Genomic DNA, 19,985 nt, shown 5'->3' with positions numbered 1-19,985 from the left:
CGCTTTTGACTGGCGGCTGGCGGATAACTAACTTCCCACGCGCCGCCTGAGAACCAGGTCCCAGACGCCGTGGCCGAGCCGCAAACCGCGTCGCTCGAATTTCGTCACCGGACGATACTCCGGGCGCGGCGCGTAAGCGTCGGCCGTGTTTTCGAGCGCGGGGTCCGCGCCGAGCACTTCGAGCATCTGCTCGGCGTAGTTTTGCCAGTCGGTGGCGCAGTGCAGATACGCGCCCGGCTTCAGGCGCGACACGAGCAGCGCGACGAACTTCGGCTGAATCAGACGGCGCTTGTGATGACGCGCCTTGTGCCACGGATCGGGGAAAAAGATGTGCACGCCGTCGAGGCTGTCCGGCGCGATCATATGCTCGAGGACTTCGACGGCATCGTGCTGGATGATGCGGATATTCGACAGTTCCTGCGCGCCTATCAGCTTGAGCAAGGCGCCCACGCCCGGTTCATGGACCTCGACGCCGAGAAAATCGTCCCCGGGACGATGCGCCGCGATTTCAGCGGTCGTTGCGCCCATACCGAAACCGATTTCCAGCACGCGCGGAGCCGCGCGGCCGAACACGCTGTCCCAGTCGGGCTGCTGCGGCGCATAGGGCAGCACGAAGCGTGGACCAAACTCGTCCATGGCGCGGCGCTGGCCGGTGGATACACGCCCCGCGCGCGTCACGAAGCTGCGGATGCGGCGCAGACGCAAGGCCTCTTTGGGATCGTCCGACTCGCTCGCTGCGCTGCCGTCTTCAGCTTGCGGCGCGGACGGTTCGAGGTTGGTGTCGTCGGCGGTTTGGGGGAGCTCGCCTGGCTGGCCGGCTTGATTCGGATCGTGGATCATCTTCGATGGCTACAAGGGTAGCGGCAAGGGTGAGGGCGGTGGCGCGGCGGGCACCGGAAGGCGCGAGCGCACGGTTTGCCACACATTACCGCCCTCAGTATGAAAAAGCCGCCTTCTTGGAGGCGGCTCTCGTGCTGGAATTCCGCTGACGGCCAGCTGAATGTGGAGCGGGCGATGGGAATCGAACCCACGGCTCTAGCTTGGGAAGCTAGGGTATTGCCATTATACGACGCCCGCAGAGCGCGTCATTTTACGCGGGTTTGGGTCATTTAGGCAAATCTGGCGCGGGTGGACTGGCCCGAAAGCACGGTCAACAATGAATCTCCCCTCCGGCACGGCCGCGTGATGCACAACGATGGCTACCCGCAGCGGTGCGAGGCGCATCAAGGTCGCGTCGAGGTCGCAACACTGCGCCGCGACCTCGACAGCCGCTCAAATAACGAAATACGTCAGTTGCACAGCGGCTCGCGTGACGATCATCAACAGCACCTGCACGATCACGAACAGCAGGATCGGCGACAGGTCGATGCCGCCGAGATTCGGCACGACGCGGCGCAGCGGATTCAGAAACGGCGCGGTGAGCTGGAACAGAATCGGCATGGCGGGCGAGCGCGGATTGAGCCACGACAGCAGCGCCATCAGGATGGTCAACCAGATGATGAGGTTGAGCGCCCACTTGATGAGCGTCAGCAATGCGACGATCAGCAAGGTTGGCCAGAGCATGAGCGGATCCACGCCGGTCACGGCCACCATCAGCACCACATAGACAATCGCGGCGATCAGCGCGGCGAGGACGCTCGCCCAATCGATACGCCTGGCACTGGGCACGATATGCCGCAGCGGCAGCACGATCCAGTTGGTGGCGTGCAGCACGGCGTTCGAGACCGGGTTATACGGCGGCAGGCGGACGACTTGCAGCCATGCGCGCAACAGCAGCGCCGCGCCGAACAGCGTGAAAACGGTATTGAGCAGAAAACGGGCGATATCGCCGAACATCTTGGGTCCTTTCCTTCAGGTAGCGTTGTGTGGTGTGCGAAAAGGTTGCTAGGCCGTGACCTTGGTCATTATGTGTTTTCGTCGATCGATCCCGGCGCGCGCCACAGACGGACTGTGCCCCGCGCCGGTCGTCACATTATCACGGCTTACTTGACGCTAGTACCCGCCAGAACGTGATTCACCGAACGCTCGAGCGATTCCTCGACAGCCTCGTCGATGGCGTCGAGCGTCGCCGGCGGCGTGGCGCGACGGCGCGCCAGCGCCACCGCCCGCCGGGTCATCAGTCCGTACAGCGCCGCATGGTCGCCGCCGAGCGCTTCGAGCAGTGCGAGCTGTGCGCGCACGACGCCCGTATCGCCGCGCGACACCGGGCCGGCGAGGGCGCCTGGCAAGCCTTTGTCGCGGGCTGTCTGAAGCGTGCCGGTCAGCATCGGCAAAAGCGCGCGCAACGCGTCTTCTTCCGCAAAGCCGAGCGTGCGCCAGAGCGCCACACATTCGGCGAGGCTGCACAGCGCGAAGCTGGCCGCGTAGTGCGCCGCACCGTGGTAGAGCATGCGGCCGCCGGCCGGAATCGACAGTGGATGGCAATGCAGCGCCTGAGCGAGCGCCGTCAGTGCCTGCTTGAGCGCGCCATCGGCTTCGATGGTGATGGAGCAGCCGCCGATGCGCTCGATATCTGCGAGATCGCCGCTAAACAGGTAGAGTGGATGAAAACCACCAATCGATGCACCGTGCGACTGTGCCGTCGCAAGCAATTCCACCGGCGAGGCGCCGCTGCAATGCACCAGCGCGCGCAGCCGTCCGGTCGAGCCGTTGGCGCTATTGAAACGCAAAGTGTTGGCCGTCGAACCGATACTGTCATCGGGAACGGATAGAAAGACGATATCGGCAGCGTCGACAACGTTTTGCGGCTCGTCGTACGCTGTGCATCGCTCGATCTGACCGGCGAGCCGGCGCGCCGATTCCGGCGTGCGGCTGGCAATCGCCGTGACCGGATAACCGGCCCGGGTGAAGCCGAGCGCAAGGCACCGCGCAAGGCGTCCCGCGCCAATGAAGCCGAGACGCGGCAAAGAGGACTGGGACATGGTTCCTGCTCCAGGCAGCACGATGAACTTGAACGGAAAGCTGGAGTATCGCGCATTCATTCAGCGCTCGCGAGCCGGGGCCGTGCCCCGTGCAGCGCAAGCTGGGCAAGCGTCATGAGTACGACGGTGCTTTCCTCGGATCAATTCTGCGCGATATGAGGCGCATGGTGGAGTATCGGCCCGCGTGAACCCCGCAGGCCCGGAAACTGCTCACAATGAATTTGGTCAATGGAGTATGGGGTTGCTGTTCGAGTTTTTTCTGTCTCGCAGTCAGATTCGGGAGGTCATTATGAGCATCTTTTCTTACCGAAAGCACTTGCGTTTCTTGACGCATTCACAGCGCCGACTTTGGTGGGATCAAAAAAAGCGCCTGAAGCCACGCGTCAAGATCAGTGGGGCTTACGTACCGCCGAATATCACCCGCGAGTTCACTTACGTAAAAGTAGGTTGAACATTTGTCCCTCAAAGAATGAGCAATGCCTGGCCATCGCGCCAGGCATTTTGCGTTTACAGCTCAGTGACGGTTAACTGATGGCTGCCGTGTCCAATCGCACAAACGCTGAAGTGAATTTGTAATTAAAGATTACCGGTAAAGATCGTTTGATGAAGCGTCGCCCGGTAATTCCTGCTCGATGCTGTGAGCGACCCCGCGCAAACCCTTGGTTATCGAGATATCGCGCGTCGCATGCGCTTCGCAACATCGTGCTGCGTATTTCAGCGCCTACACACGGATTGCAATTTGCAACAAATGTGCACACCCGTGCCGATCCTTTTTCGATACATTGAATTCCATAGCATGCACGTCATGCGACACGGTCATCCGGCCGCGCTTGGAGAAGAAAAGTGAAAAAGATCGTTCCGCTTGTTGTTGCCGCTGCACTGGGTGTGGGCTTCGCAACCGCCGCGCAGGCACACGTGTCCGTTGGTATCGGGATCGGCGTGCCGCTCGCGCCGGCTTACCCGGTTTATGCCGCGCCGCCGCCGGTGTATTACGCACCGCCGCCGGTGTATGCGCCGCCTCCCGTTGTGGTGGTTGGAGGAGGTTACGGTGGCTACTACGGCTATCACGGCGGCCCGTACTATCACCGTGGCTACTACGGCCATGGTTATTACGGTCACGGTTACGGTTATGGGCACGGCTACTATCGCCGCTAACAACCGCGCATGGGATATGCGCTGCGGAATTTGACCCGCAGCGCACGAGTCACCGCAACGGCGTAACGCAGGCTTGATTGCCGCGTTGCGCCGTTTCTATTTTGTGGCCGAAGCTGGGAGAATCCTTTCAGTTCATCCTGTTGCCCTGGAGTTCGCCGCCCATGCATATGCTCCCTGCTCCGACCTATGTCGATATCGTCGACGCCGCCGCGCGACTCGAGGGCGTCGCGCATCGCACGCCGGTTCTCACGTCCACGACGGCGAACGAACGTACCGGCGCGTCGCTCTTCTTCAAGTGCGAGAATTTTCAGCGCATGGGCGCGTTCAAGTTTCGTGGCGCTTATAACGCGCTATCGCAATTCGACTATGCGCAACGGGATGCAGGGGTGCTGACTTATTCGTCGGGCAATCACGCGCAGGCGATCGCGTTGTCGGCGCGCCTCGAAGGCATTCGCGCGACGATCGTCATGCCGCACGACGCACCCGCCGCGAAGGTCGCCGCCACGCAAGGTTACGGCGGCGAAGTCATCATCTACGACCGCTACAAGGAAAATCGCGAAGAGATCGGCCAGCGGCTTGCGCGCGAACGCGGCATGACGCTGATTCCGCCGTACGACCATCCGCATGTGATCGCCGGGCAGGGTACGGCGGTGACGGAACTGATCGAGGAAACCGGTCCGCTGGATCTGCTGTTCGTGTGTCTCGGCGGCGGCGGTTTGCTTGCCGGCAGCGCACTGGCGGCGGCCGAACTCAGCCCGCATTGCAGAGTCATTGGCGTGGAGCCGGAGGCCGGCAACGATGGTCAGCAGTCGCTGGCGCGCGGGGAGATCGTGCGCATCGAGGTGCCGCACACCATTGCGGACGGCGCAGCGGCGACCCATCTGGGCCTATACACCTTCCCGATCATTCAGCGTCTGGTAGAACAGGTCGTGACGGTGACGGATGCTCAACTGATCGAGGCGGTGCGCTTTTTCGCGCAGCGCATGAAGCTCGTCGTGGAGCCGACCGGTTGCCTCGCCGCCGCAGCCGTGATGAGCGGCATCGTGCCGGTAGAGGGCAAGCGGGTCGGCGTGCTGGTCAGCGGCGGCAATGTGGATTTGGCACGCCTCGCAGAATTTCTCGGCTAAGGCTGTGTGGATAACACTACAAGCCCAACTCGCTCCACAACGCATCGACGCGCCGTTTGACGGCGGCGTCCATCTCGATTGGACGGCCCCATTCCCGATCGGTTTCGCCGGGCCACTTGTTGGTGGCGTCGAGACCCATCTTCGAACCGAGACCCGCTACCGGCGAGGCAAAATCCAGATAGTCGATCGGCGTGCGGTCGACCAGTACCGTGTCGCGCACCGGATCGATGCGCGTCGTGATGGCCCAGATCACTTCTTTCCAGTCGCGAATATTCACGTCCTCGTCGACCACGACGATAAACTTCGTATACATGAATTGTCGCAAGAAACTCCAGACGCCGAACATCACCCGTTTGGCATGTCCGGGGTAGCTTTTCTTCATCTGCACGATCGCCATGCGGTAGCTGCAACCTTCGGGCGGCAGATAGAAATCGGTGATCTCGGCGAACTGCTTCTGCAACAGCGGCACGAACACTTCGTTGAGCGCCACGCCGAGCACGGCGGGTTCGTCAGGCGGTTTGCCGGTGTAGGTAGAGTGGTAGATTGCGTCGCGGCGCATCGTGATCCGCTCGACCGTGAACACCGGGAACCACTCCTGTTCGTTGTAGTAGCCGGTGTGGTCGCCGTAGGGTCCTTCGAGCGCATGTTCGTATGCCGCGCTCGCCCCTTTCGCCGGGCGTGGTGGCGCGCCGGCCGGTGCCGGCTCGGGCGTGCCTTCCTGCGGATAGATGAAGCCTTCCAGAACGATCTCCGCGCGCGCCGGCACCTGCAGCGTACCGACGCCCGGTGTGATGCATTTCGCGAGTTCGGTGCGTGCGCCGCGCAGCAGGCCCGCGAACTGATATTCGGAGAGCGTGTCCGGCACCGGCGTGACCGCGCCGAGGATGGTGGCCGGGTCGGCGCCGAGCACGACGGCCACCGGGTACGGCTTGCCCGGGTTCTGCAGCGCGAACTCGCGGAAATCGAGCGCGCCGCCGCGATGCGCGAGCCAGCGCATGATGAGTTTGTTACGGCCGATCAGCTGCTGGCGGTAAATGCCTAGATTTTGGCGGCTCTTGTTTGGGCCGCGTGTAACGGTCAGGCCCCACGTGATCAGCGGGCCGGCGTCGCCCGGCCAGCAGGTCTGGATTGGCAGCTTTGCGAGGTCCACGTCGACGCCTTCCCAGACGATTTCCTGGCAAGGCGGCGCGCTCACCGTTTTGGGCGCCATGTCCCAGACCGCCTTGGCAAGCGAGAACAGCTTGCCGGCGTCCCTGAGGCCCTTGGGCGGTTCCGGCTCCTTCAATGCCGACAACAGCCGTCCGACGTCGCGCAGTGACTCCAGCGCGCCGCTATCGCCGTCCTGCTCCCCGCTTTCGATCCCCATGCCGAGCGCGACGCGCCGCGGCGTGCCGAACAGGTTGCCGAGTACCGGGAACGCATGGTTCTGCCGGCTTTCAAACAGCAACGCGGGGCCGCCGGCGCGCAGCACGCGGTCGCATAGCTCGGTCATTTCCAGGACGGGCGAGACGTGTTGCGGGATACGGCGCAGCTCGCCTAGCGTTTCAAGACGGCCAACGAAGTCGCGCAGGTCTTTGTATTTCATCGGGTACGGAGCAAAGCCGCAGAGCGCGGCGGAAAAGTGGGGCGCGACGTCAAACGGCGCGCAGGAACGATTGTCGATTTTACCTGCGTTAGTTAGCGCACGTTCTTGACGCAAAACTGTAACTGAGCCGAAACGCGCACGGCGCGCGGGTTTCAGGCCGCTGAACAGTGTTCGTTATTACAATTAGTTATAGATTTGACCATCTATAGTGTTGACGAACTATTTAAGCCTGCTAAAATCCGGTCACATTGGTTGCAGGGCGTGAACCTTTTTACCGCCGCCCCCCGGTCCTTACGACGCAACGCGTCACCGCTTACCGACCCCCTGCACGGTATTTGTCGGCTTTTTGCAGTCCTCGTCAGCGCGACCTAGCGCTGGATTTTCGCGTGGGAGTCTCTGCGTGCGTGCTTTTTAGGCACGACGCTGAGCTTTTCAAGATGGCTCCCACCGACGGTTATGCCGTATTCCCGACGCCGCAGCTGCCCTAACCAGAGCACGCGACGTCTTGATTCTGCGAATGTGTTTTGATGCCGGCTCAACCGGCGGGGTTCGCAGATCATGCAAGATGGGAGATCTGAATGAACGCCTGGTTAACGTGGCGTCCCGACGAAAAATTAGCGCATGCCATGCGCGGTGTTTTGCGTCGCGGTACGCGTATGAGTCATCATCTGTTCAGCATTGTTGGCGGTTCCGCCGTCGTGCTGGCGCTCGCGCTGTGGCTGATGCCCGCCTGGCGCGGTACGCTGGCTGCCAAACTGATGCCGGTCATTTCTGCCGCTGTGCAGGCCGGCCCCGCCCGTTTGTTGCAGGGCAACCCGCTGCCGTCGTTCGCGCCCCCCAACGTGGTGCAACCGTCCGACGATTCGCTATCCGCCAATACGGCCCCGAGCGACGCCAGCAATGGCGCAAGCAGCACCAATACGAGCTATGACGGCGCCTTTGACGGCAGCGGCACGAGCGGTCTCGGTGTCACGGCATTCAACGCGCTCGACCCGCATTCGGTACAAAGCATCAGCGCGCTGGCGCGTCTGATTCCCGCGCAGCGCGTCGCCGCCGACGCCCGAGACGACCGCGTGCTGGTCTCCACCCGTGAGCAGGATATGGTGGCGTCCTATCTGGCCCGGCGCTATCGCGTCGCCCAGGAGCCGGTGAGCGAACTCGTGAAGGCGGCGTTCGATACCGGCCGCGAAGTCGGACTCGACCCGCTGCTGCTGCTCTCCGTGATGGCGATCGAATCGGGCTTCAACCCGTATGCCGAAAGCGGCGTGGGTGCGCAAGGCCTGATGCAGGTGATGTCGAAGGTGCACTCGGACAAGTTCCAGTATTTCGGCGGCGAAAGCGCCGCGCTCGATCCGCTCGCCAACATCAAGGTTGGGGCGCTCGTGCTGAAGGACTGCATCGCGCGTGGCGGTACATTGCCGGGCGGCCTGCGTCTCTATGTCGGTTCGACCTCGCAGGACGACGGTGGTTATGGCGCGAAGGTGATGGCTGAACGTGGCCGTCTGCGTGACGTGGCGCGCGGCCGCAAGGTGCCGATCAATGCACCGCAAGCGCCGGTGACGACTACGGCGTCGGTGGCGACACCGGCTGCTGCAGCGCCGGGCAAGCGGGTTCAGGTGACGCTCGAAGCGCATCCGCTGACCGCCGCCTCGCCGGTGAAGGCGCCGGAGCAGGACGACGCCAGCGCTACGGCGACCAAGCATGCTTCGACGTCGGAATTCGGCGCCTGAGTGACTGCAGAGGTATCGCGGTAAAAACAGCACTGGTAGTACAAATCAGAAAGGCACCCGCGGGTGCCTTTTTTCATGGCTCGACGCTTTTGGGTCAGTGGCCGAAAAACCCGTGCAACCGTTCGACTGCTTCTTCGAGCTTTGCATACGCCGTGGCATACGACAGGCGGATATACGAGCGCGGAGCATGATTGCCGAAATCCATGCCCGGCACCAGCACGACGCCCGCGTCTTGCAGCATGGCTTTGGTGAGCGCAGCGCTGTCGCCGGCGGCCGCGTGGGAGACCTGGCTACAGTCCGCGTACACATAGAACGCGCCGTCCGGCATCACCGGCACGGAGAAGCCCAGCGATTCGAGCGCCGGAGCGATGAAATCGCGGCGCCGCTTGAACTCGATACGGCGTGCTTCGTAGATCGCGAGCGTGTCCGGTTCGAAGCAGGCGAGCGCGGCGTGCTGCGCCAGCGCTGAGGCGCAGATAAAGAGGTTCTGCGCGAGTTTCTCGAATGCGCCGACCAGCGACGGCGGCACCACGAGCCAGCCAAGGCGCCAGCCCGTCATGTTGAAGTACTTCGAAAAGCTGTTGACGGTGATCACGTCCTCGCCGAACGACAGCGCGGAGACGGGCGGCTCGCCGTAGCTCAAGCCCTGGTAGATCTCGTCGACGATCGTGAAGCCGCCGCGCGCGCGAACCGCTTCGACGATGCGCTTCAACTCCGCAGGCTCGATCGAGGTGCCGGTCGGGTTCGACGGAGACGCAAGCAGTACGCCGCGCGTGCGTTCGTTCCAGAGGCGCTCGACATCGGCTGCGGTCAACTGGAAGCGCTCCGCCGGGCCGCTTGGCACCAGCACGGGCTTGCCTTCGGCAGCGGCGACGAAGTGCCGGTTGCACGGATAGCAGGGATCGGGCATCAGCACTTCATCGTCGCGATCGACCAGCGCCGCGCACGCGAGCAGCAGCGCAGCCGAAGCACCGGCGGTGACCACGATGCGGGCAGGATCGACCTCGATGCCATAGGCCTGCGCATAGTGGCCGGCAATGGCCTCGCGCAGCGTATGCAGTCCGAGTGCGCTGGTGTACTGCGTGACGCCGCGGCGCAGCGCGCTCGCGGCCGCTTCGATGACCAGTTCGGGGGCGGTGAAATCGGGCTCGCCGATTCCCATGTGGATGATGTCGCGCCCCTCGCGCTCCAGCAGGGCGGCTTCCTTCGCCAGTTCCATCACGTAGAAAGGCTGGATGGCGTCGACACGCGCAGCAAGCCGCACCAATGGTTCGGTCACGGAGTTCATACAGTCAGTACAGTAAGTGCAATTTCAAAAGCCAGGCGGGTGGTGCGAGGTAGCGCCGCCCGCCGCCCTGCCGTGCGGGGCAGGGTCTGGCGAGACGGCTTAGCGCTTGCGGGCCGCCTGCGTTTCGTCGACGCGCAGTTGCGCTGCCAGCTTGTCCAGCACGCCGTTGACGTACTTGTAACCGTCCGCGCCGCCAAAGGTCTTGGCGAGTTCGACGGCTTCGTTGATGACAACGCGGTACGGAATGTCGACGTGATTCTTCAACTCGAATGCCGCGACGAGCAGCACCGCGCGTTCAACCGGCGAGAGTTGCTCGATCGGGCGGTCGAGACACGGCGTGAGATCGGCCGACAGCGCTTCCGAATCGCGGATCACGCCGTGCAGCAGCGCATCGAGGTGCTCGTGGTCCGCCTTGTCGAAACCTTGCGCGCCGCGCAACTGCGCGTCGATCTCGCCGCCGGGCGCGCCCGACAGCAGCCACTGATACAGCCCCTGCGTGGCCAGTTCGCGGGAACGTCGGCGAGCGCTTTTCATGCCTGTTCCTCTTCGTCGTCCTCTTCTTCTTCCTCGTCGTCATCGTCGCCGCCGAGCTGTTCGAGGGCGACCGAGAGGTTCGCCATTTCGACGGCCACGCGTGCGGCGTCACGACCCTTTTCGGTCATGCGCGCGACGGCTTGTTCGTCGCTTTCAGTGGTCAGCACGGCGTTGGCGACCGGAATGCCGAAATCGAGGCCGACGCGCGTGATGCCGGCGCCGCTTTCGTTCGACACCAGTTCAAAGTGGTACGTCTCGCCGCGAATCACCGCGCCGAGCGCGATCAACGCGTCGAACTGGCCGCTTTCGGCCAGCTTTTGCAGGGCCAGCGGGATTTCCAGCGCACCCGGCACGGTGACGAGCAGCACGTCTTCACCGGTCACGCCGAGGCGTTCGAGTTCTTCGATGCACGAATCCGCGAGGCCGTTGCAGACGGGCTCGTTAAAGCGCGCCTGGACGATGCCGATACGCAGGCCGTCGCCGTCGAGGTTCGGTTGGTATTGTCCGATTTCCATAGTCAGTCCGTAGTGTGTTTGAGTAAGCGCCAAGGCGCGTGAAATGGTCGGATCAGCGTTGCAGCGCGGGTGCCGGTCAAGGCGTTTGCGGCGACTGGGAAGGGCAGCCGGGCATCGGCACGAAGCCTGTGACTTCGAGACCGTAGCCCGACATGCTGCCCAGCTTGCGCGGGTTGGACAGCACCTGCATCTTGCCGACACCCAGTTCGCGCAGGATCTGCGCGCCGATGCCGTAAGTCTTGAAGTCGACCGGACGGCGCTTGAGCGCGTCGGCCTTGTCCTTCGAATCGAACGCCTTGAAAACGTCGATCAGGTGATCTTTAGAATCGCCGCAGTTCAGCAGCACGACGACGCCAAGATCGCGTTCCGCGATCTCTTTCATCGCGGCGTCCAGCGTCCACGAGTGGGTGGACGTGCTCACTTCGAGCAGATCCAGCACCGACAGCGGTTCATGCACGCGTACCGGGGTTTCCTGCTCCGGCGTGGGATTGCCGCGAACCAGTGCGATGTGCGGCTGGCCGCTCGGCTGGTCGAGGTACATCACCGCGCGGAACGGGCCGTGCGCGGTCTGCATGGTGCGCTCGCAGATTCGCTCCACGATCGATTCGGTGCGGCTGCGGTAGTGAATCAGGTCGGCAATCGTGCCGATTTTCAGGCCGTGTTCCTGCGCGAACTCCATGAGGTCGGGCAGACGCGCCATCGTGCCGTCGTCCTTGATGATCTCGCAGATCACCGCGGCGGGCGTCAGACCCGCCAGCGCCGTGAAGTCGCAACCGGCCTCGGTGTGGCCGGCGCGCACTAGCACGCCGCCAGGCTGCGCCATGATCGGGAACACGTGACCGGGCTGGACGATATGCTCGGCCCGCGCGTCGTGCGCGACGGCGGCGAGGATCGTGCGGGCCCGGTCGGCCGCCGAAATGCCCGTGGTGACGCCTTCAGCCGCCTCGATACTAACGGTGAACGCCGTGCCGTACTGGGTGCCGTTGCGGTAGGTCATCAGCGGCAGGTTCAGCAGCTTGCAGCGTTCCTGGGTGAGCGTCAGGCAGACAAGCCCCCGGCCGTAGCGAGCCATGAAGTTGATCGCTTCCGGCGTGACGAATTCGGCGGCGATGACCAGGTCACCCTCGTTTTCGCGGTCTTCTTCGTCGACGAGTATCACCATCCGGCCGGCTTTCAGTTCGGCGATGATCTCAAGTGTGGAGGAGAGCGTCATGGTGGCGAGAATTTCGGGAAAGCGCGTATTTTACGCCAGGCGCGGGTCCGCGTCGTTCCCCCGAACGGGATAGGCCATTTGGCGCGGTGCGGCGGAGTTTTAACGGGGCGAAACATGGCCGCGGCTGGTCTTCGGTAAACTGTGGCATCTGCCATGCAGCAAATCGACGGATTACCATCCGTTCAGGGGCGCCGGGCATCTCCAGGTCCTCTTTGGTGACTGCGCCTTTGTGCGGCGCGGTCGTTCATCGCTTCGCCAAGTGCTTCAAGTCGAATCAACATGTCATTTTTCGGAATCGGTCTTTACGTCATCGTTGCACTGTTCTTTGCCGTGCATGTGGTGCGTACTCAACAGAACATGTACTGGCTATTGCTGCTGTTCGCTTTTCCGCTGTTAGGCAGTCTCGTGTATTTCTTTGCGATCTATTTGCCGGGGCTGCGTGGGTCGCGCGGCGGGCGGGCTGCTACGCGGGCCATTTCGCAGCTGGTGGATCCGAATCGGGCCGTGCGCGAGGCGCGGGCTAATTTCGACCGTGCGCCGACTGTCGAGCATCGGATGCGGCTTGGGGCGGCTCTGCTGGGAGCCGGTCAGCCTGAGGAGGCGCTCGAGCATTATCAGGCGGCTGCCAATGGGCCTTTCGCTACTGATCCGGCGTTGCTGTTTGGAATGGCCAAGGCGCAGTATGCCGTGCGGCAGTATGCGGCCGCTGAAGTGAGTCTGGGGCGCTTGTTCGATGCCAGTCCGCAGGCGCGTCAACAGCCTGAGCCGGCTTTACTCTATGCGCGGACCCTCGCCGCGCTGGATGCGCCCGGGACGCGGGCTGCTTTTGAGCAATCGCTTGCCTGTGCTAGTGATGCGGCGCCGCGGTGTCTGTTTGCGGATTGGCTCGCCGCGCAGTCGAGTGAGGCTGATTTGCAGCGGGCTCACGGGCTTTATGCGGATATCGCTCAGGATGCCAGGCATTGGCCTCGGCATGCGCGTGAGCATAATCGGGAGTGGTTGATGCGGGCTCAGGCTGCATTGGCTGGGGCGCCTTCGCGGCGCTGAAGGGTTGGTTGTTGTTGTTCCTTTCTGGTTTTGGCCTTTCCTTGGTTTGTTTGTGGTTTATTTGCGTTGCCCCTGTGCGGGGCGGCACCTACTTTCTTTGCCGCCGCAAAGAAAGTAGGCAAAGAAAGCGGGCTCACACCGCCAGCTCGTAGCGAGCCATCTCGGTCTTCCGTCTCTATCCCGGGCTCACGTAGGTGTCTCCTACCATCAGGTGCACGACCTCGTCGCCGTTGGTTTGCTGAACCTGTCGCTCGCCCGCTACCTCGCCGCGGCGCAGGACTACGATGCGGTCGGCGATTGCAAAGATGTCGTGCAGGTTGTGCGAGATCAGAATCACCGAGACGCCCTGCGCCTTCAACGTCGCAATCAACTCCATCACCTTGCGTTGTTCCGGCACGCCTAGCGCCGCGGTGGGCTCGTCCATGATGAGCACCCGCGCGTTCCAGTAGATGGCCCGGCCTATCGCAATCGCCTGGCGCTGGCCGCCTGAGAGCATTTTCACCGGACCGCCCAGTTTGCCTTCGGGAATCACGATGTCGAGACGCTCCAGCACCTCGCGTGCAACCTGCGCCATGCGCGATCGATCGATCACCTGGAAGCCCAGTTGCCGGCGTAACGGCTCGCGTCCGAGGAAGATATTGCTGCCCACGTCGAGGTTGTCGGCCAGTGCAAGGTCCTGATAGATCGTCTCGATGCCGCGCGCACGCGCGTCCTGCGGATCGCGCAATTGCAACGGCGCGCCGTCGAACAGCAGTTCGCCCTGATCCGCGCGGTATACGCCGGACAAAATCTTGATGAGCGTCGATTTGCCCGCGCCGTTGTCGCCGGCGAGCGCCAGCACTTCGCCCGGCAATAGCTGCAATGACACGTGCTTGAGCGCCTCCACGCCGCCAAAGCGGATCGAGACGTCGCGTACCTCCAGTATCGGCGTGCTCATTGGGCGCCTCCCAGACGATCCTTGTATTGATCGATCAGTACCGAGAGGATGATGACGATGCCCACCACGATGAATTGCCAGAACGCGTTGACGTCGATAAACACCAGACCGAACTGGATCACCGCGATGATCAGCGCGCCAATCAGCGTCCCAACCACATTGCCGGTTCCGCCGAACAGGCTCGCGCCGCCAATCACCACCGCGGCGATCGAATCGAGCAACATCGGTTCGCCGGCGTTGGCGGCCCCCGCGGCAAAGCGCGCGGTATAAATGATCCCGCCCACCGCGGCGAACGCGGCTGCGATCAGATACACCACGAGCAGATGACGCTTTACATTGATGCCGGCGCGTACTGCCGACTGCGGATTGCCGCCGATTGCGTAGGTGTACTGGCCAAACCGCGTCTTCGAGAGCAGCAGATGCATGATCACCAGCAACACGGCGGTCAGCACCACTGGCGTCCAGCCGGCGCCAAGCCAGACGAGGCCGGTGTTGTCCACCGAAACGGTCATGCCGCTGCCGGCCGCCAGAAAGCCCGCACCGCGAGCCACGCCGTACATGCCGAGCGTGCCGATAAAGGCCGGCACGCCGAGCCACGCAATCAGCACGCCGTTGACCAGACCAGGAATCAGACACACCACGATGGTGAGTGGAATCGACGCGATCAGGATCCACGGCGAGCCGCTGCCGAACAGCGTGAACTGCGCCACACAGACGGCCGCGAGGCCCATCACGAAGCCGGCGGACAGATCGATGCCGGCCGTGATGATGACGAAAGTCTGGCCGATGGCCAGCAGCAGCGGAGCGGCGGCGGCCAGCCCGATCGATTGCAGGTTGTAGGCATTAAACAGAAACGATCGATGAGCCGAGATTTGCGCGAATCCCTCGAAAAAAGCGAGCAGAGCGCACAGGAACAGCCACGGCCATAGTTTGGTAATCAGCGCGATCTTGTCGAGACGCGAGTTATCCATGGAGTTATCCGCGTTATCAGGAGCAGAACCCGCGTGCGCAGCCGCGCACGCGGTGGAGACGATCTGGCGTGTCAGCCAGCCTGCTTCAGCTAGTTCGAATAGATGTACTGCTGCATGTCGGGCTGGTCGATATTGTTTTTATCGAGGACCTCGAAGCCCGTACTCTTGAGCGTGGGGATCTTCTTGCCATGGATCACATCGGCGGCGAACTTGACACCGTAATAGCCGATTTCATCCGGACGCTGTGCAATGGCGATATCGACGAGGCCGCTTTTGATCTGCTTGTCGATACCCGGCACCGCGTCGAATACGACCACCTTGACGGAGCCTTGTTTGCCGGCCGCCTTGACGCCCTGGGCCGCGCCGCTGCCGGAGAACGTGTTGGCGCCGAACACGCCGGCGAGGTTCGGATTGCGCGCCAGTACCGCGGCGACGTGGGCCGCGGCCTGATTGGCGTCATCCTCGTTGTAGAGCGTCTGCAGCACGGTGATGTTCGGATGCTTCTTCATCTCCTCCGCGAAGCCTTCCGCGCGGGCGTCGGTGCTGGAGATGCCAGGCTTGTTGTTCTCGCAATAGACGGTGCCCTTGTCGCCGATGGCTTTGGCAAGCGCGCGCGCGGCGACCCGGCCGCCTTCCAGGTTGTCCGAAGCAATATACGAAAGCGGGAAGTCCGCGTCGCCCTTGCCGGTCTGATAGTGGCCGTCGCCGATATAGGTGTCGACGGTGATGACCTTGATGCCGGCGTCGGCGGCTTCCTTGAGCGGTTGAATCAGCTGTTGCTTGTCGACCGGCGAAACCAGCAGGACGTCAGGGTGTTTGGCGATGAACGCCTTGAGGATCGGCACCTGTTCACTGGTGTTCCACTCTTTGGGAACCTGGAAAAGCAACTCGACGTTTTCTTCCTTGGCAGCCCGTTCGGCGCCGCGATGCATCGTGAAGTAGAACGGATCCACCACGCCCGGCAGAAGTGCCACCACCGGATGCGCGGCATCCGCGTGCGCCAGACCTGACAGCGAACCAACCATGATCGTTGAGACGACAACCATACAGCGGGAAACGAATCGCTTCATTTTGTCTTCCTCCAGGTTTTTTGAGTCCGACACGCGACGCCCGACTTGTTCTACACGCTCCATGGCGACGGCAATCGGCTGTCGGCCAGTATAGGCGTGAGTGCTGTCAGTGACTATTGGTATGACGAGGCTTGTTGCGATGCAACGGGTAAAGCGGATAGCGAGTTCGACCTGCAAGGGCCGAACTGCTTCAAGGAAGGGTGGCGCGACGGGTGTCGCCTGCGCGGCGCCCCGCAACGCCAGATGAAGGTTTGTGAGTCCGAAAGATTCGCGCAGCTTACGGATCAGGGATAAAGCGTATCGCGTGGGAAGAACATCTTCGGTTCGTAGGCGGGCAACCTCACCGTTGCGCCTGCCGGGGTCAGCACGACATTGCAGGTCTGATCGATCTGCTTACCCTGCCTGTAAATGAACGCACCGGGGCCGCCATCGCATGCGGCTGTACTTTGGATGAGGCGCAACTCACGCCCGTTCGAGAGCGATCTCGTGATATCGAACCCGTCCGCATAGGCGGCGGTGACGCCGACGAGGGCGGCGACTCCGATTACGACTTTCGCGATCTGCATGATGGAGATCTCCGAGGTCGGCTGGGTCGTGCGCAGTGGCCAGCCGCCGACGGGCCGCAGCCGCTGCGGGCAGGCATCTACTGCTGCTGCGTGGACAGCATCCGCTCCACATACCGCGCAATCAGATCGATCTCCAGATTGACCTTCGTGCCGTCCCGCAGATGCTTGAGCGCAGTCACTTCCACCGTGTGCGGAATCAGGTTGATCGAAAATTCGCAGCCGTCAGCGCGATCCGTCACCGAATTGACCGTCAGGCTCACACCATTGACGGTGATAGACCCTTTATACGCCAGATAGCGGCCGATTTCACGCGGCGCCAGCACGCGTAATTCATGCGACTCGCCCACCGGCGCGAAATGCGTGACCGTCCCGAGTCCGTCTACGTGACCCGAGACGATATGCCCGCCCAGCCGGTCATGCGCACGCAGCGCCTTCTCGAGATTGACCTCGCCGGGCTCGCCGAGTCCGGCCGTGCAGTTCAGGCTCTCGCGCGAGACGTCCACTTCAAATGAGTTCGACGTCTTGGCCACCACCGTCATGCAGGCGCCCTGAATCGTGATGCTGTCGCCAAGCTGGACGTCTTCGAGATCGAGACCGCCTGCGTTGACATTCAGGCGTACGCCCGCATCCCCGTCGGTGCCGAGGGGTTTGACTGTTTCGATGCGGCCGACCGCCGCGACGATTCCGGTAAACATCGTGCTGATTCCTTGGTTAATTCTCAGTAGGGTGGGGCGCGGAAAGCGGCGCGAAGCGCGCCAGAATCCGCAGATCGTCACCGATCCGGTCGACGGCGTGGAAGTTCAGGCGCAGCCGGTTATCGAGCGCTTGCGGGGCGATCAGACTGAACATGCCCATCGAGTCGATGCCGAGCAGACTCGGCGCCAGATAGACCAGCAGCTCGTCGACGCAACCCTCGCGCAGCAACGAGCCGTTCAGCTTGTAGCCGGCCTCGACGTGCAGTTCGTTGACCTGACGTTCGCCGAGCACCTTCAGCATGGCGGGCAGATCCACTTTGCCGGCCGCATTCGCCATTTGCACGATTTCCGCGCCACGCTCGCGCAGCACGTCGGCACGTGCGGTGTGACGCTCATCCAGATTGCCGCAGAAAATCAGCGTCGGCGCTCCGGCGAGAATCTGCGCGGTGGGCGGCACATCGAGCTGGCTGTCAATCAGGACGCGTTGTGGCTGGCGCGGCGTATCCACGGCCCGCACGGTCATACGCGGATCGTCTTCCCGCACGGTGCCGATGCCCGTCAGGATCGCCGACGCGCGGGCGCGCCATGCGTGACCGTCGGCGCGTGCGGACTCGCCGGTGATCCATTGGCTCTCACCGGACGGCAAGCCGGTGCGGCCGTCGAGCGAGGCCGCCACCTTCATGCGCACCCATGGCCGGCCGCGCGTCATGCGCGACACGAAGCCGATATTCAGTTCAGACGCTTCATGGGCGAGCAGGCCGCAGCGCACTTCGATGCCCGCGTCGCGCAGCATCTTGAGGCCGCGTCCCGACACCTGCGGGTTCGGATCTTCCATGGCCGCGACCACGCGTTCCACCTGCGCCTCGATCAGCGCATTCGCGCACGGCGGCGTGCGGCCGAAGTGGCTGCACGGTTCGAGCGTGACGTATGCCGTGGCGCCGCGCAGATCGTGGCCGCGTGAACGCGCATCCTTGAGCGCCCGTACTTCGGCATGGTCCTGGCCGGCCGGCTGCGTGAAACCTTCGCCGATCACTTCGCCGTTCTTGACCAGCACGCAGCCCACGCGCGGGTTCGGATCGGTCGTGTACATACCGCGCTTCGCCAGAGCGAGCGCGCGTTCCATATGGACGAAATCGGTTTGCGAGAACATCGGCGTCCGTTGAGTGCTGTGGCGTGTGCGGTCGTAAGGGATGGGCAGGCGTTTGCCTCAGGCGGCCAGCGCGGCGAAGGCGGCACCGGCCGCTTCGAGCGTCGCGTCGATGATCGCGTCGTCGTGAGCGATCGACACGAAACCGGCCTCGTAAGCCGACGGTGCGAAGTACACGCCTGCGTCGAGCATCTTGTGGAAAAACGCGTTGAAACGCGGCACGTCGCTCGTCGTAACTTCGGCGAAGCTGGTCGGGACCTTGTCCGCGAAGTACAGGCCGAACATGCCGCCGAGCGCATCCGCCGCGAACGGCACTTGTGCTTCACGAGCCGCCTGGCTGAGACCTTGCACGAGACGCGCGGTGCGTGCGGTGAGGGTGTCGTAGAAGCCGGGCGCCTGGATCAGTTGCAGCGTCTTCAGACCAGCCGCCACGGCAATCGGGTTGCCCGACAGCGTGCCTGCCTGATAAACGCCGCCAAGCGGCGCGAGGTGGGCCATGATGTCGCGGCGCCCGCCGAATGCCGCTGCCGGCATGCCGCCGCCGATGACTTTGCCGAGGCAGGTGAGGTCCGGCGCAATGCCGTAGACCTGCTGGGCGCCGCCCAGCGCGACGCGAAACCCGCACATCACTTCGTCGAAAATCAGCACAGAGCCGTACTCGGTGCACAGGCGCCGCAGGGCGTTGAGGAATTCCGGCGTGGCGCGCACGAGGTTCATGTTGCCCGCGACCGGTTCGACGATCACCGAAGCGATCTCGTTGCCGAAGGCCTTGAACGCTTCTTCGAGTGCGGCGATATTGTTGTATTCGAGCACCGTGGTGTGCTTGGCGATATCCGCCGGCACACCGGCCGAAGTCGGGTTGCCGAACGTCAGCAGGCCCGAGCCGGCCTTGACCAGCAGACTGTCTGCGTGACCGTGATAGCAGCCTTCGAACTTGACGATCCGGCTGCGGTTGGTGAAGCCGCGTGCGAGGCGCAGGGCGCTCATGGTGGCTTCCGTGCCACTCGATACCATCCGCACCTGTTCGATCGACGGCACCAGCTTGCAGATTTCCTCGGCGATCACGACCTCGGATTCGGTCGGCGCACCGAACGAGAAACCGTTGACCAGCACCTTCTGCACGGCTTCGAGCACTTCAGGATGGACGTGGCCGAGGATCATCGGGCCCCAGGAACCGATGTAGTCGATATAGCGCTGGCCGTCGGCGTCCCAGAAGTAAGCGCCTTGCGCACGCTCGATAAAGCGCGGCGTGCCGCCAACCGAGCGGAAGGCGCGCACAGGCGAGTTGACGCCACCGGGGATGGTGCGCTGGGCGCGTTCGAAAAGAGCTTCGTTCCTGGAATTGCTGGACATGGACGTTGGACCTGTCTGATATCGGATAGGGATGCACCGGGGCGCGCGGGATCGACCGGCAGCCGGGGCGGCTTGCCCGGCCTGCTCGCCCGCTGCGCGGCGGCTGAATGGTTATCTGAAATTGTACCGGA

At 63.0% G+C, this 19,985-nt stretch carries 19 protein-coding genes and 1 tRNA gene; 4 read left to right on the top strand and 16 right to left on the bottom strand.

The window, feature by feature from the left end; all coding sequences use genetic code 11:
* Positions 1-27: 27 nt before the first annotated feature.
* From trmB to P3T43_RS22455, 4 genes are all read right to left on the bottom strand, one after another.
* The gene (gene trmB / locus P3T43_RS22470) at positions 28-840 is read right to left on the bottom strand and encodes a tRNA (guanosine(46)-N7)-methyltransferase TrmB (RefSeq protein ID WP_429283240.1); all 813 of its coding nucleotides are present in this window, start codon (positions 838-840) and stop codon (positions 28-30) included.
* 163 nt (positions 841-1,003) lie between these two features.
* Positions 1,004-1,077: transfer RNA gene (locus P3T43_RS22465), tRNA-Gly, on the bottom strand.
* Positions 1,078-1,272: 195 nt separating this feature from the next.
* Complete coding sequence (locus tag P3T43_RS22460) at positions 1,273-1,836, bottom strand: YggT family protein (protein ID WP_429283239.1); 564 nt, start codon at positions 1,834-1,836, stop codon at positions 1,273-1,275.
* Between the two features lie 146 nt (positions 1,837-1,982).
* Complete coding sequence (locus tag P3T43_RS22455; RefSeq protein WP_429283238.1) at positions 1,983-2,921, bottom strand: Rossmann-like and DUF2520 domain-containing protein; 939 nt, start codon at positions 2,919-2,921, stop codon at positions 1,983-1,985.
* A gap of 843 nt (positions 2,922-3,764) precedes the next feature.
* Here P3T43_RS22455 and P3T43_RS22450 point away from each other — a divergent pair.
* Both P3T43_RS22450 and P3T43_RS22445 read left to right on the top strand, forming a co-directional pair.
* On the top strand, positions 3,765-4,076 hold the full coding sequence (locus P3T43_RS22450; RefSeq protein ID WP_429283237.1) for a hypothetical protein: 312 nt from the start codon (positions 3,765-3,767) through the stop codon (positions 4,074-4,076).
* A gap of 161 nt (positions 4,077-4,237) precedes the next feature.
* A complete protein-coding gene (locus tag P3T43_RS22445) occupies positions 4,238-5,203 on the top strand; it encodes a threo-3-hydroxy-L-aspartate ammonia-lyase (RefSeq protein ID WP_429283236.1) in 966 nt (321 codons plus the stop codon).
* Between the two features lie 16 nt (positions 5,204-5,219).
* Here P3T43_RS22445 and P3T43_RS22440 read toward each other — a convergent pair whose 3' ends face one another.
* Positions 5,220-6,788, bottom strand: a complete 1,569-nt coding sequence (locus P3T43_RS22440; RefSeq protein WP_429283235.1) for a UbiD family decarboxylase — start codon at positions 6,786-6,788, stop codon at positions 5,220-5,222.
* 578 nt (positions 6,789-7,366) lie between these two features.
* Between P3T43_RS22440 and P3T43_RS22435 the strand changes: the two genes are divergently transcribed.
* Positions 7,367-8,518, top strand: a complete 1,152-nt coding sequence (locus P3T43_RS22435) for a transglycosylase SLT domain-containing protein (RefSeq protein WP_429283234.1) — start codon at positions 7,367-7,369, stop codon at positions 8,516-8,518.
* A 94-nt stretch (positions 8,519-8,612) separates the two neighbouring features.
* On the opposite strand, the gene P3T43_RS22430 is transcribed toward P3T43_RS22435, so the two are convergent.
* From P3T43_RS22430 to ribBA, 4 genes are all read right to left on the bottom strand, one after another.
* Complete coding sequence (locus P3T43_RS22430) at positions 8,613-9,806, bottom strand: pyridoxal phosphate-dependent aminotransferase (protein ID WP_429283233.1); 1,194 nt, start codon at positions 9,804-9,806, stop codon at positions 8,613-8,615.
* A 99-nt stretch (positions 9,807-9,905) separates the two neighbouring features.
* Positions 9,906-10,340, bottom strand: coding sequence for a transcription antitermination factor NusB (gene nusB, locus P3T43_RS22425; RefSeq protein WP_429283232.1), 435 nt, complete (start codon positions 10,338-10,340; stop codon positions 9,906-9,908).
* Complete coding sequence (gene ribH / locus P3T43_RS22420; RefSeq protein ID WP_429283231.1) at positions 10,337-10,855, bottom strand: 6,7-dimethyl-8-ribityllumazine synthase; 519 nt, start codon at positions 10,853-10,855, stop codon at positions 10,337-10,339. Before ribH ends, nusB begins: the two co-directional genes overlap by 4 nt.
* A 76-nt stretch (positions 10,856-10,931) precedes the next feature.
* The gene (gene ribBA, locus P3T43_RS22415; protein ID WP_429283230.1) at positions 10,932-12,068 is read right to left on the bottom strand and encodes a bifunctional 3,4-dihydroxy-2-butanone-4-phosphate synthase/GTP cyclohydrolase II; all 1,137 of its coding nucleotides are present in this window, start codon (positions 12,066-12,068) and stop codon (positions 10,932-10,934) included.
* Between the two features lie 279 nt (positions 12,069-12,347).
* On the opposite strand from ribBA, the gene P3T43_RS22410 reads away from it, so the two are divergent.
* On the top strand, positions 12,348-13,115 hold the full coding sequence (locus tag P3T43_RS22410) for a hypothetical protein (protein ID WP_429283229.1): 768 nt from the start codon (positions 12,348-12,350) through the stop codon (positions 13,113-13,115).
* Positions 13,116-13,290: 175 nt separating this feature from the next.
* Here the strand turns inward: P3T43_RS22410 and P3T43_RS22405 are convergent, their stop codons facing one another.
* The 7 genes from P3T43_RS22405 to hemL all read right to left on the bottom strand — a co-directional run bounded on the left by P3T43_RS22405 (position 13,291) and on the right by hemL (position 19,854).
* Entirely contained in the window at positions 13,291-14,052 is a 762-nt protein-coding gene (locus P3T43_RS22405) for an ATP-binding cassette domain-containing protein (protein WP_429283228.1), read from the bottom strand.
* On the bottom strand, positions 14,049-15,023 hold the full coding sequence (locus tag P3T43_RS22400; protein WP_429283227.1) for an ABC transporter permease subunit: 975 nt from the start codon (positions 15,021-15,023) through the stop codon (positions 14,049-14,051). Before P3T43_RS22400 ends, P3T43_RS22405 begins: the two co-directional genes overlap by 4 nt.
* An 89-nt stretch (positions 15,024-15,112) precedes the next feature.
* The gene (locus P3T43_RS22395; RefSeq protein ID WP_429283226.1) at positions 15,113-16,093 is read right to left on the bottom strand and encodes an ABC transporter substrate-binding protein; all 981 of its coding nucleotides are present in this window, start codon (positions 16,091-16,093) and stop codon (positions 15,113-15,115) included.
* A gap of 284 nt (positions 16,094-16,377) precedes the next feature.
* Complete coding sequence (locus P3T43_RS22390) at positions 16,378-16,659, bottom strand: hypothetical protein (protein WP_429283225.1); 282 nt, start codon at positions 16,657-16,659, stop codon at positions 16,378-16,380.
* Positions 16,660-16,736: 77 nt separating this feature from the next.
* On the bottom strand, positions 16,737-17,354 hold the full coding sequence (locus P3T43_RS22385; RefSeq protein ID WP_429283224.1) for a riboflavin synthase: 618 nt from the start codon (positions 17,352-17,354) through the stop codon (positions 16,737-16,739).
* Between the two features lie 16 nt (positions 17,355-17,370).
* Positions 17,371-18,504 carry a bifunctional diaminohydroxyphosphoribosylaminopyrimidine deaminase/5-amino-6-(5-phosphoribosylamino)uracil reductase RibD gene (gene ribD / locus P3T43_RS22380; protein ID WP_429283223.1) on the bottom strand — a complete coding sequence of 378 codons (1,134 nt, stop codon included), beginning with the start codon at positions 18,502-18,504 and terminating at the stop codon, positions 17,371-17,373.
* Positions 18,505-18,561: 57 nt separating this feature from the next.
* The gene (gene hemL, locus P3T43_RS22375) at positions 18,562-19,854 is read right to left on the bottom strand and encodes a glutamate-1-semialdehyde 2,1-aminomutase (RefSeq protein ID WP_429283222.1); all 1,293 of its coding nucleotides are present in this window, start codon (positions 19,852-19,854) and stop codon (positions 18,562-18,564) included.
* Between the last annotated feature and the right edge of the window lie 131 nt (positions 19,855-19,985).

Origin of the sequence: Paraburkholderia sp. GAS41, assembly GCF_050436545.1 — a bacterium.
In the GTDB taxonomy this organism is placed as follows: Bacteria; Pseudomonadota; Gammaproteobacteria; order Burkholderiales; family Burkholderiaceae; genus Paraburkholderia.
Note: the sequence above shows the minus strand (reverse complement) of the source record. Positions and strands in the feature narration are given on the sequence as shown.